Annotated in this window: 11 protein-coding genes; 7 read left to right on the top strand and 4 right to left on the bottom strand. The window is 44.1% G+C overall.

Going from position 1 to position 11,828, the window contains the following annotated elements:
- Positions 1 to 68 precede the first annotated feature (68 nt).
- From infC to AC3CH3_RS08965, 5 genes are all read left to right on the top strand, one after another.
- Positions 69 to 539 (top strand): translation initiation factor IF-3, encoded by a 471-nt coding sequence (infC, locus tag AC3CH3_RS08985; protein ID WP_017063602.1) that lies wholly within the window; start codon positions 69 to 71, stop codon positions 537 to 539.
- Positions 540 to 643: 104 nt separating this feature from the next.
- A complete protein-coding gene (rpmI, locus tag AC3CH3_RS08980; RefSeq protein ID WP_004738430.1) occupies positions 644 to 838 on the top strand; it encodes a 50S ribosomal protein L35 in 195 nt (64 codons plus the stop codon).
- A gap of 42 nt (positions 839 to 880) precedes the next feature.
- Positions 881 to 1,234: a 50S ribosomal protein L20 gene (gene rplT, locus AC3CH3_RS08975; protein WP_004733517.1), complete on the top strand. Its 354-nt coding sequence runs from the start codon at positions 881 to 883 to the stop codon at positions 1,232 to 1,234.
- 211 nt (positions 1,235 to 1,445) lie between these two features.
- Positions 1,446 to 1,760: a N(4)-acetylcytidine aminohydrolase gene (yqfB, locus tag AC3CH3_RS08970; RefSeq protein ID WP_488537003.1), complete on the top strand. Its 315-nt coding sequence runs from the start codon at positions 1,446 to 1,448 to the stop codon at positions 1,758 to 1,760.
- Between the two features lie 49 nt (positions 1,761 to 1,809).
- Positions 1,810 to 2,259 carry a hypothetical protein gene (locus tag AC3CH3_RS08965; RefSeq protein ID WP_488537002.1) on the top strand — a complete coding sequence of 150 codons (450 nt, stop codon included), beginning with the start codon at positions 1,810 to 1,812 and terminating at the stop codon, positions 2,257 to 2,259.
- A gap of 141 nt (positions 2,260 to 2,400) precedes the next feature.
- Here AC3CH3_RS08965 and AC3CH3_RS08960 read toward each other — a convergent pair whose 3' ends face one another.
- The 4 genes from AC3CH3_RS08960 to AC3CH3_RS08945 form a co-directional block, all read right to left on the bottom strand.
- Positions 2,401 to 3,639, bottom strand: coding sequence for a leucine-rich repeat-containing protein kinase family protein (locus AC3CH3_RS08960; protein WP_488537001.1), 1,239 nt, complete (start codon positions 3,637 to 3,639; stop codon positions 2,401 to 2,403).
- 115 nt (positions 3,640 to 3,754) lie between these two features.
- Positions 3,755 to 5,329, bottom strand: coding sequence for an ATP-binding cassette domain-containing protein (locus AC3CH3_RS08955; RefSeq protein ID WP_488537000.1), 1,575 nt, complete (start codon positions 5,327 to 5,329; stop codon positions 3,755 to 3,757).
- Positions 5,330 to 5,855: 526 nt separating this feature from the next.
- Positions 5,856 to 6,434, bottom strand: coding sequence for a TetR/AcrR family transcriptional regulator (locus tag AC3CH3_RS08950; RefSeq protein ID WP_488536999.1), 579 nt, complete (start codon positions 6,432 to 6,434; stop codon positions 5,856 to 5,858).
- Positions 6,431 to 7,867: a coniferyl aldehyde dehydrogenase gene (locus AC3CH3_RS08945; RefSeq protein WP_488536998.1), complete on the bottom strand. Its 1,437-nt coding sequence runs from the start codon at positions 7,865 to 7,867 to the stop codon at positions 6,431 to 6,433. Before AC3CH3_RS08945 ends, AC3CH3_RS08950 begins: the two co-directional genes overlap by 4 nt.
- Positions 7,868 to 8,446: 579 nt before the next feature.
- Here AC3CH3_RS08945 and speA point away from each other — a divergent pair.
- A complete protein-coding gene (speA, locus tag AC3CH3_RS08940; RefSeq protein WP_016789240.1) occupies positions 8,447 to 10,336 on the top strand; it encodes an arginine decarboxylase in 1,890 nt (629 codons plus the stop codon).
- The gene (speB, locus tag AC3CH3_RS08935; RefSeq protein WP_010438310.1) at positions 10,336 to 11,262 is read left to right on the top strand and encodes an agmatinase; all 927 of its coding nucleotides are present in this window, start codon (positions 10,336 to 10,338) and stop codon (positions 11,260 to 11,262) included. Before speA ends, speB begins: the two co-directional genes overlap by 1 nt.
- The last annotated feature ends 566 nt before the right edge of the window (positions 11,263 to 11,828 follow it).

Here is an 11,828-nt window from a genome sequence, read left to right as displayed (position 1 = left end):
GACGTGGCCAACAACCGGCCAAACAAAACCAGCACCGTTTAAACGGTGACATTCGTGGCGTTCGTGAAGTGCGTCTAACTGGCGCAGACGGCGAAGCTGTTGGTGTAGTATCAATCGCTGAAGCGATGGAAGCTGCAAATGAAGCTGGTATGGATCTTGTAGAGATCAGCCCTAACGCCGAGCCGCCAGTTTGTCGTGTGATGGACTACGGTAAGTTCCTCTTCGAGAAGAGCAAAGCTGCGAAAGAGCAGAAGAAGAAGCAAAAGCAGGTTCAGATCAAGGAAATTAAATTCCGACCTGGAACTGATATTGGAGACTATCAGGTAAAACTACGCAACCTGACTGGTTTCCTAGAAGACGGCAACAAAGTGAAGGTAACAATTCGCTTCCGTGGCCGCGAAATGGCTCACCAAGAAATCGGTGTTGACGTTCTTAATCGTTTGAAAGCGGATACTGAAGAATTTGCAGTAGTCGAATCTTTCCCAACGAGAATTGAAGGTCGCCAGATGATCATGGTGTTGGCCCCTAAAAAGAAGTAATTAACGGCTTTGCAAGTAATTGAACCCTGCAGCCTCAGGTTGCGGGGTTTTATTCGCCCTAATTACTATGTTATTAACAACTCAACAATGCGGAGTTATTCATCATGCCTAAGATGAAAACCAACAAAGGTGCTGCTAAGCGTTTCCAGAAAACTGCTGGTGGTATTAAGTTTAAGCACGCTGGTAAACGTCACATCCTGACTAAGCGTACTACTAAGAACAAGCGTCAGCTACGTCCGAACTCGATCCTTCCTAAATGTGAAGTTGCTCAAGTTCTACGTATGATGCCATACGCTTAATTCTTTTTAGTTTATAAATTCGTTTAGTTTAGGAGAAGCATAATGCCTCGCGTAAAACGTGGTGTACAAGCTCGTGCACGTCATAAGAAAGTTCTAAAACAAGCTAAAGGTTACTACGGAGCACGTTCACGTGTTTACCGCGTAGCTTTCCAAGCAGTTACCAAAGCTGGTCAATACGCTTACCGTGACCGTCGCAACAAGAAACGTCAATTCCGTCAACTTTGGATTGCACGTATCAACGCGGCATCTCGTCAAAATGGTCTATCTTACAGCCGTTTCATCAATGGCCTTAAGAAAGCATCTATCGAGATCGACCGTAAGATTCTTGCTGACATCGCAGTATTCGACAAAGCAGCATTTGCTGTTCTAGTTGAAAAAGCGAAAGCATCTCTATAATTTAGAGTTAGCTTAAAGGTTTAAGAAAAGGAGAACTTCGGTTCTCCTTTTTTATTGCCTGTAATTTGTCTCTTTTAGAGATTCCCAACTCCTTCCTCCGTCAGTCTAGGGAATGACGAGATGAACTTCCGCATCTAATTTTTATTCGCTTGAACAGTCATTCTGGTATATAAACATCTACCTAACCTTTAATGTTAAGCGACCAATATAAATGACCGCACCAACGACTATGACGTTCTTTGGACGTTTTGAATCTGACATCCTTTCTGGCAAAAAAACCATTACCATTCGCGATGAATCTGAGCGCAATTACCAACCTGGTAGCGTTGTAGAAGTATCAACGTTAGAAGAGGGGCGTGTATTCTGTAATCTTAAAATCATCAGCGTAGAACCAATCCTGTTTGATGACTTAGGCGAGTTCCATGCACAACAAGAGAATATGACGCTGCAAGTACTGAAAGACGTGATTCAAGATATCTATCCGGGTATTTCTCAGCTTTACGTTGTTTCTTACGAGCTAGTTTGATTGCTAACAACGCACGTTTGGTGCAGTTCTAGGATGGATAGGAGGAATTATGACTGAGTTATCGAGCGACACTAAGCTGCAAATCTTGCTTCAACTTTATTGTCGTGAGCAAACTGACCCGCCGTTAATTCCTCGTACCGGTCTCGACATCGATCTTTACGACAGCGAAGCGTTTTTAGTTTGGCGTGCAACCAAGCGCGACTTTGTTATCAGTGATATTGAAAACCGTGTTTGGGTAAAAAGCTGCCCGGGTGGCTATATTACTGAAGTGCATTTTAAAGCGGATGGCACTCTAACTGAGTACCGTTTGTTTGACCGCTTTAAAACGGTAGGGCAGTGGCAGCTAAAAGATGGTTTGGTACACGTCGAGATTTTAAAGGGTGAGAATCGATACCAGTTTGCTGTTGTGGCTCGTTCTGACCTTAATATTCACTCTGCGGTGGAATATAAAAATGGTGAGCTGCATTCGTATCTGAAATTGGTGCAAGCTAAGCGTTAATCCCTTTTAGCCGACCTTGCTTGTCCAATAAAGTGAGTGATGCACTAAGAATAAGAAAGCCAACAGTGATGTTGGCTTTGTTGTTTTCAATTCGACCGAGTACTTCTAATCAACGCGCTATTAAGCTATTCAGTTAAGCCATTAAGCTTTGAAGTTCGCTAGTTGACTATAAAGCTCGCTGTCTTGATCTTGCTTTGCACAAATCGTCAGTAGGTCTTCAATAAAGTACTTTAATGCGCGAGCTTCGATACGACGAATGCCTTGTTGCTGCTCTTCAGTTAGGTAGCCGTAGATAGTTGCCGCTCCAAAGTCGCCAAAGATCATCTGACCTTTTTCGTTCACTAAAGTGTTGTGAGCGTATAGATCACCATGACAGACTTTGTTGGCATGAAGGTGTTCAAACACATCAACCATCTGTTCGGTAATGCTATTAATCTGAGTAATTGAAAGCTCAAAGCCTTCATTGAACGTATCGCGAGTACAGCTTTCAAGAGTAGGGGGTAAGCCTAGGTTGTAATAGTTGCTTGGGATAAGCTCCATCACTAATGCGAGATAGTCTGGTTCATCGACTTGAGCTATCGACTTCACTAGGTTGCGATGATGACCAGCCTGCAAACAAGCTTCGAGCTCATCGTGTGGGTAGCCGTCGCTTGTTACTTCACCTTTAAATACTTTTACAGCGACTTCCTGTGGGAAATCAAAATCGCCGTTCAACCAGTTAGCATGTGAAATTACGCCAGATGCCCCCTGACCAAGTACTTGATTCAGTGAGTAGCATTGCGAGCTTACAGCAGGCACGCTATCTAAGCTGCTCGGGTGTTTGCAAAACGGGTTACCCGCAAATGCTAGCCAAGCCAGCTTTGGTAGCTTAATAAGGAACTCAGGGAATTCAGTCAACTGGTTTGCAGACAGGCGGACCAGTTCGAGGTTGGATAGGCTTTCCATGCTTTCTGGTAACACGCGAATCTTGTTACCCGCCAATGCCAGTTTCTGTAGTCGTGGTCTTTCACCTAGTGAGCTTGGCAGAATCTCAATCTCATTGTCGGTCAGGATTAACCAACGTAGTTGAGTAGGCAGAGACTGCTCGCTAACGGTTTTGATTTGGTTGGTTTTGAAGCCAACCATTTCGAGTTTAGGAAGTGACCCTAGAACATCAGGCAGGTGCGTAAACAGGTTATTCGACGCAAAGATAATACGCAGATTGGTAAGCTGTGATAACTCGGTTGGTAGATCTGACAGCTGATTGCCTGAAAGGTCTAGGATCTCAAGAGAATCTGCAAGCTCTATGATTTCTAGAGGAAACTCGGTGAGACTTTCCGACAGTTTTAAGCGCTTAATACCGTTTAGTTGCCCTGATTTTAATTGTTCTAGAGTATGCAAACCTTAGCCTTATGAATAGATGTTCGAGGCGCGTAGTTTACTTGTCTCAATCAAGAAAGGCGAGTATCCGGAAGAATACTCGCTTAACTAAACTAAGTGAACGAATTTACGAAGGTTAAAGTCGTATATGATTTTGGCTGACGCCGACCTCCTCAACAAAGTCGCTGTCATGACTCACCAAGATAAATGCGCCTTGGTATTCACGCAAAGCGGACGCCAATATTTGCTTTGAGTCGATGTCTAGGTGGTTGTCCGGTTCATCGAGTAATAGAAGTGGGGTGTCTTGCTTGTGGCTAACGATCAATATCGCCAGTTTCATTTTTTCACCACCACTTAAATGTGCCACTTTTCGGTATACGGAATCTCGCCTGAACCCTATTCCAGCGAGCAAGGTTCGGGCGTCACTTTCTGTTAACCCAAAGCTGTGTGTCATCAAACTATCGAACATGGTGTCGTTGGTGTCTAACAGGCCAAAGTGTTGATCCAAGTATACGGTCGCCCCTAAGTGCTTAATGGATCCGATATAGTTCGAGTGTTGGCCATGAATGGCTTTTAACAGTGTCGACTTTCCACACCCATTAGCACCGGTTAGATAACACCGTTCCCCTTGTGATAAAGAGAAACTGATTGGCGCACCTGAGCCGTAAATAAGGCGGCAGTTTTCAACGGTTAACAAAGAGCTCTTTTTACTGCTATTACTTTGCTGTAGATACAAAGCTTTTGGTTTCAGCCGTTCCTTCAGTTCTTTAAGCGACTGAAGTTTATGTTGGTTTTGGTCAATGAGATTCCTTTGGCTTGTCGCAGACGCGGCTTGGCTTTGTCCTGCTTTATCTTTCATCGCATCCAATAAGATCTTGGGTTGGCTACCTGACTTTCTGAGTCGGTTTCCCTGAGATTCTCGCTGTTGCGCCTTTTCCTTGTTGGCTTGAGCTTGACGCTCGAGTCGTTTCTTTTCGGACTGATGATGCGCGATCTGTTTGTTGAGCGCTTCGCTTTGGCTAGACACTTGTTTGAAGTAATCATCATAATTTCCTTTATAGAAACGTACACCCAAGCTATTGAGATGGTAGATCCCGTCCATTTGTCTCAATAAGCTTCGATCATGGCTGACGACAAGCACTTTGCCTTCAAACAACTGGCACTGTTCGAGTACCCAATTGCGTCCATCGTTATCCAAATGGTTCGAAGGCTCATCGAGGATCAGTATGTTGTGGTCTGACGTAAACAGTTGATGAAGCTGTAAAAGGGCAAGCTGCCCACCGCTTAGTGTGTTGCATGGCGTGGTCAACTCGCTGGTTATTTTCAGATTGGCCAATAGCCTCTGAATGTTGTCTTGCAAATCCCAATCGTCACCAACGATGTCAAAATGTTGATGCTCGCAGCTGCCTTGCTCTATCGCTTTTAATGCATCTAACTTTTCGGTGAGCCCTAAGAAGTCAGCGATGGTGGTGGCGGAATCCAGTAGCGTTGATGGCAACTGAGAGTAAAAGCCGATCGAACCTTGGCGCGAAATACTGCCTGTTGTGGGCTGTTTTTGCCCGATCAGTAACGAAAGAAGTAGTGACTTTCCAGCCCCATTCCTTCCGACTAGGCCGGTGAGGCGAGTGCTCAAATTAAAGGTGATGTCTTTGAATAACCACTCACCAGTATCGAGCTGGAATGAGAGATTGTTGGCTAATATAGTAGGCATAAAAATACCTCCCTTTACGTGTAAACGAGTAAAAGGGGTGAGGCGCTTTTTCTATATAGAACCCTACATAGAATTCTATGTATGATCGCCAAAGACGTTACTTAGGTAGCGTACCAATCAAAGATAGGAAATAGAGTGCTGATCTGATTTCTGTCTTTAACGTACTGATCTTAAAGATGTAGCTTGTCAAAAAACGGATCTTTAAGAGCTTGATTTGTCGCGAAAATAGATGACGAAGTAACGCCCACTAACCCCGAGTGTCCAAATGATTTTTATAAAAATAAATCGGATGTCAGGATGTTAGTACTTCATTATGGCGTTATTCTCTTTTGAAATGATGGTGGGATGGTACTGAAAGAAAGTACTCTGAGTCAATATGTTGAGGTGATTAAATTGTGTTCAAATAATTAAAGCGCCTGTGTGGCGCTTTAGTGATCATTATTGGAGGTAAGTTGAGTCTAGAACTTATATCTTTGGGTTTAGAGCTTAGAGCTTAGAGCTTAGAGCCTTGGGCTTAAAGCTAAAGCTACTTGTTTTGCCCACCAACGGCGCGCCAACACATATCAAAGCTATCGTTGATGTACTTCGATGTTTGCTCTGGTGGAGACTCGCTTTGTTCAATCAGCCAGTTTGCACAAATCAGAAAGTGGCTATGGATGAAGTGCCTCACAAGGTTAATGTCTAACACCATTAATTCACCATCCTCTTGCCCTTTCAAAATGATCTCGTCTAACGATGCGAACATCTGTGAAACAATCATTTCTCGAGTTTGAGTCGTCGGGTCGAAATGAACATTGGTGAAGAACTTCATCGCAACTGGATTTTCTAACGCCCATTCAAGCCCTGTAATCCACATGAACTTAAAGGCTTGGTAGCGATCTTCTACTGCCACATCAGTGTGCGGTTGAAGGGTCGAGAATAGCTCTAACTTCAGCTCGCGAAACAGTTCATCAATCAATAGAGATTTGTTTTCGAAGTGGTGGAACAGCGTCGCTTTCGCTACACCAGCTGTTTTCGCTATTTGTCCAGTAGATGTGCCCTCTAGCCCCTGTTGAGAGAATAGCAAGAGTGCAGCATCTAGGATTTTTTGTCTTTTGGTGATCATCTATTGAGTACTTTGAACATCAGTTTCTTGATTGGGTTGTTGTAAGGAGGATGCATTAACTTGGTGAAGTTGATTTTTCCTCTGCTTAGAACGGTTTTGGCATGGCTAAAGGTCTTGAAGCCTTCAATGCCGTGATAGTGTCCCATGCCTGAAGGGCCAATGCCACCGAACGGCGCGTCTTCTGCTGCCACATGCACTAGCGAGTCGTTAATACAAACACCGCCAGAATGCGTATTCGATAAAAACTGGTCTTGGGTCTGTTTATCATGGCTCATCAGGTACAGAGCCAGTGGGCGTTCTCTGGTTGTGATGTAGCTTATTGCTTCTTCAATCGAATCATAAGGCACGATAGGAAGCACAGGGCCAAACAACTCTTCTTGCATTGCCACCATGTCGTCATTCACTTCGGTGAGAAGGTGCGGCGTCATTCTGTGGTTCACGTCGTCTTGTGCTTGCTCGGTTACCGTGTGAATAACCGCGCCTTTGGCTTGTGCGTCTTCGATGACACCTTTCAAGCGATTGTATTGGCGCATGTTGATCACTGAGGTTAAGTCTTTGCTCTCAATACCGGCTTTATAAAGCTTCTTGAAATAACGCTTATAGGCTGTGATGAACTCGTCCGATTTTTCTCGCGGCAATAAGATGTAATCAGGCGCTACACATATCTGGCCAGCGTTTAAGCTTTTTGCAAACAGGATACGTTCAACAGCGTCAGCTACATCAAAATCAGGGGCAATGATGGTTGGAGATTTGCCGCCTAACTCCAGGGTAACCGGTGTTAAGTTGTTAGCCGCTGCTCTCATAACGTGTTTACCCACAGCGGTTGAGCCTGTGAAAAGGATATGGTCAAACGGCAGTTGGCTAAATTTAGCAGAAACGTCAGCTTCGCCTTCGATAATTGCGACCTGATCTTCATTAAAGCCTTCAGCCAGCATGGCTTTTAAAACACGGTTGGTCGCAGGAGTAAACTCAGACATCTTGAGCATCGCAGTGTTACCCGCCGCTAACGCCGTGATCAGAGGCCCTAAAGAGAGCATGACAGGAAAGTTCCAAGGCACAATGATGCCGATAACGCCAACAGGTTGATAATGCACAGTTATCTTAGCCGGTGTTAGCATCAAACCTGCTTTACGGCGCGATGGCTTTAACCATTTCTTAAGATTCTTATCACTGTAATTAATTTGGTGAAGAGAAGGGGTAATATCAGCGATCAAGCTATCGTGTTTTGCTCGATGGCCATAATCTTCAGACACTGCGTTAATCAATTGCTCTTGGTTGCGTATTAGTAATGCTTTTAAGGTGGAGAGATTTTTTCTTCTCTGCTCAAGCGTAGGATTAACATTATTGCGGTAGTGATCTTTTTGTCGGTTGAAGATCTGATCCATGTCGTTAATGCTCGACGGGTTTGGTTCAAAGTCTAGATTATGGCTCATAGTATCTCCTAAATTCGAAAGCTGACCGATTGGTTGGTCAGTTAAATCTACGCGAAGATTTCGACGTTTACAAGAGATGAACGGAAAAAGCTCAATATTTGAGCGGTCACAACGTTGAAGCGAGCGGTTTTTAGTTGGAAAAACGAGGTACTAATGGGTACAGAATCATAGGGTATATGCAGTGCTGGTGATAATGGGAGCTCTGACTGAGAAGTGCTGATATTTGTCATGACCTTGACTTAACCTCACTTATTTTTCGAAAAACTTGATGTATAACTAGCATTTTTTGCACCTAAATTTTTGTGGGAAAGTGCTTGAGTTGTGATGCATTTCAGCATGTTTTCTAGCCTAAAACCTTGTAATTCCTTACTTGTCACTTTAAGTCGGATCGTCGATAAAAAAATGTAATCGTAACCACAAATATCAATGGTTGGACTCACTCTTAATAATATCGGTTAATGCAGCCAACAAATCGTTTTTGAGCGTTTTTTGTTGGGTTATACCTCGCTATTCCAAAGAGGTATCTTCTGTCGATGGCCCTATAGTGTGAGGTCTCTAGAATTGGAAAATTCGGTTAATTTGGAACGCATCCGTGCTGAGTATAATGTAAAGCACTGGAGCCAAGGTTTTTATGGAATTGATGATAACGGCGAGGTGTATGTTTCACCGAGCGAAACCGATCATCAAGTTCCGCTTAGTCAGATCGTAAAACAGTTAGAGCAGCGAAATATTGGTTTGCCTGCTCTTGTGCGTTTTCCTCAAATAGTGCATCAACGTGTGCACAATATCTGTAACGCATTTAACCAAGCGATCGACGAATATCAGTACGACAACCGTTACCTGCTTGTTTACCCGATTAAAGTGAACCAGCAGAAAGAAGTGGTTGATGAGATCTTAGCGAGCCAAGCTCAATTAGAGCAGAAGCAATTGGGCCTAGAAGCGGGTAGCAAGCCTGAACTATTAGCGGTATTGGCGCTGGCTCAAAAAGCGAGCTCGGTGATTGTGTGTAATGGTTACAAAGACAGAGAATACATCCGTCTTGCGCTGATTGGCGAAAAGCTAGGTCATAAAGTATTTATCGTTCTAGAGAAGCTATCAGAACTTGATCTTGTTCTTTCTGAAGCGAAAGCGCTTGGGGTGAAACCTCGTTTAGGTTTGCGTATTCGTCTTGCTTCTCAAGGTGCAGGTAAATGGCAAGCAAGTGGTGGCGAAAAGTCGAAGTTTGGATTGTCTGCATCACAAGTATTGACCGTTATTAAACGTTTAAAAGCAGAAGACCAACTCGATGTTCTCGAGTTAGTGCATTTCCATCTTGGCTCACAAATGGCCAATATTCGTGATGTGCGAAATGGCGTGAGTGAAGCGGCGCGTTTCTATTGTGAACTGCGCGATATCGGGGCTCAATTGAAGTACCTCGATGTGGGTGGCGGTTTGGCGGTTGATTACGACGGCACACGCAGCCAGTCTTCAAACTCAATGAACTACGGCTTGCTTGAGTACGCTCGAAACATTGTGATGACAGTCGGGGACATTTGTAAGCTCTACAATCAGCCACAACCTGTGATTATTTCGGAATCTGGTCGTTCGTTGACTGCGCATCACGCTGTGCTTGTGACTAATGTGATCGGTACAGAAAGCTATTTTCCGGAAGATATGGCGGCTCCAGAAGCTGACGCACCAATGTTGCTACACAACATGTGGAAGAATTTCTTAGAACTAGATGCAGGCAACGATGACCGAGCGTTGATCGAGATCTATAACGACACTCAGAGTGATATCGCAGAAGCGCACAACCAGTTTGCAACAGGCATGCTGAATCTTCAGCACCGTGCTTGGGCAGAGCAGATGTCTTTGCGTATTAACTACGAACTTAGCTCTCGTATGAGCACTAAGAACCGTTACCACCGTCCTATTTTGGATGAGCTGAGCGAGCGTTTAGCCGACAAGTTCTTTGTTAACTTCTCGTTGTTCCAATCGTTGCCAGATGCTTGGGGTATCGATCAGGTATTCCCTGTGTTGCCTCTAAGTGGTTTGGATAATGCGGACGAGCGACGCGCTGTTGTATTGGATATCACCTGTGATTCTGACGGTACGATTGATCAGTACGTTGACGGTCAAGGTATTGAAACGACTCTGCCAGTTCCTGCATGGAACCCAGATGAACCATACCTGATGGGCTTTTTCTTAGTAGGCGCATACCAAGAGATCTTGGGTGATATGCATAACCTATTTGGTGATACCCACAGTGTCGTGGTGAATGTTGATGAAAGTGGTCAAGCGAATATCGACTACATCAATGAAGGCGATACGGTTGAAGACATGATGCGTTATGTTCACATCGATACGGATCTGATTCGTCAGAACTACAAAGATTTGGTCACGGCGAAAGTACCAGATCAAGAGCAACAAAGCGTACTTGAAGAGTTAGAGCAAGGCTTGATGGGTTACACCTATCTTGAGGATTTTTAATGAACGATCTATTTACTAAACCAGATTACTCGCTGTACTCCAATGCAATGACGTTTATGCGTCGTCCATTGGTGCAAAATCCAATCGACAATGATGCTGATGTGGTTGTGCTGGGCGCGCCGTTAGATATGGCTACGTCGGGTCGACCGGGGGCTCGTATGGGGCCTGATGCGATTCGTCGTGCGTCGGTGAACTTGGCGTGGGAAGGCAAAAAATTCCCTTGGGACTTCAATGTATTTGAACATACTTCAGTGATTGATGCTGGCGACCTTGTGTTTGATTGTGGTGATGCAGAAGACCTAACTCAACGTTTGGAAGCGGCGGCTGATGCGATTCTAAGCAGTGGTAAAACTCTGTTAGGTTTAGGTGGCGATCACTTCATTACACTGCCTTTACTTAGAGCATACGGCAAGAAGTACGGTGAGATGGCTTTGATTCACTTCGACGCGCACACTGACACTTACAGTCAGGGCAGTCGTTACGATCACGGCACTATGTTCTACCATGCGCCAAATGAAGGTTTAATTTCGCCTGAACATTCAGTGCAAATTGGTATTCGTACAGAGTACAAGCAGGAAGGCCACGGCTTTAACGTTATTAACGCGATGCAAGCGAACGACATGAGCGTGGACGAGATCATTGCTCAAGTGAAAGGCATTGTCGGTGATAAGCCAGTTTACCTAACGTTTGATATCGATTGTCTGGATCCTGCTTTTGCCCCAGGTACAGGTACTCCGGTATGCGGCGGTTTGAATTCAGATAAAGTTTTGAAAATCATCCGAGGCCTGCAAGGCATCAATATGGTTGGTATGGACGTTGTAGAAGTTTCTCCAGCGTATGACCAAAGCGAGATTACAGCATTAGCTGGTGCGACGATTGCTCTCGAGCTGCTTTACGTTTGGACGGCGAGCCGCTTAACAAAATGACACTAGTGGTTAGTTGTATTTGTTAGCTAACCGAACGTGTCACCTATTTATTCAGAAGCCCATCAGGTTGAACCTGATGGGCTTTTGTTTTTAAGAGAACTAAAATCAAAGGTTTAGGGCTGTGAAAATCGTCTTGCCGTTTCCGTGAACTAATGTGCCGATAGCTACGTAACATACAAGTTATAGCATGGCTTTTGAGCGAAAATTCATCACCTTGATCTTGAGTAATGTCTCAAAGCTGGGACTTACCTCGCTTTACTAACGATGGATAGCTCACCTCAACTAATACCCTGTATTCGTTAATGATTTATCAATTTGATTACTGTATATATTTATAAAATGAAAAGGTGCAATTACATTGTGAAATCACTTGTATATTAATCGGCATCCTACTAACTTTTAGCTAGTCTTTTTAAGCTTTCAAAGAAAGCTTAAATATTAGAAAAGACGTCTCTTAGCACAGACATGGCATTTTTTATGGGGAAGACTAGGCTTAAGAGTAAGTAAACTATAAAAAAAACAGGCGAAACGGAACTGACTCATCACATACATCTGTCTACGTAATT

Source organism: Vibrio sp. QJM3NY_35, assembly GCF_057785915.1.
Note: the sequence above shows the minus strand (reverse complement) of the source record. Positions and strands in the feature narration are given on the sequence as shown.

Coding starts and splice junctions, on each gene's coding strand:
- rpmI (WP_004738430.1), top strand. CDS start 644: ATGCCTAAGATGAAAACCAACAAAGGTGCTGCTAAGCGTTTCCAGAAA.
- rplT (WP_004733517.1), top strand. CDS start 881: ATGCCTCGCGTAAAACGTGGTGTACAAGCTCGTGCACGTCATAAGAAA.
- yqfB (WP_488537003.1), top strand. CDS start 1,446: ATGACCGCACCAACGACTATGACGTTCTTTGGACGTTTTGAATCTGAC.
- AC3CH3_RS08965 (WP_488537002.1), top strand. CDS start 1,810: ATGACTGAGTTATCGAGCGACACTAAGCTGCAAATCTTGCTTCAACTT.
- AC3CH3_RS08955 (WP_488537000.1), bottom strand. CDS start 5,329: ATGCCTACTATATTAGCCAACAATCTCTCATTCCAGCTCGATACTGGT.
- AC3CH3_RS08950 (WP_488536999.1), bottom strand. CDS start 6,434: ATGATCACCAAAAGACAAAAAATCCTAGATGCTGCACTCTTGCTATTC.
- AC3CH3_RS08945 (WP_488536998.1), bottom strand. CDS start 7,867: ATGAGCCATAATCTAGACTTTGAACCAAACCCGTCGAGCATTAACGAC.
- speB (WP_010438310.1), top strand. CDS start 10,336: ATGAACGATCTATTTACTAAACCAGATTACTCGCTGTACTCCAATGCA.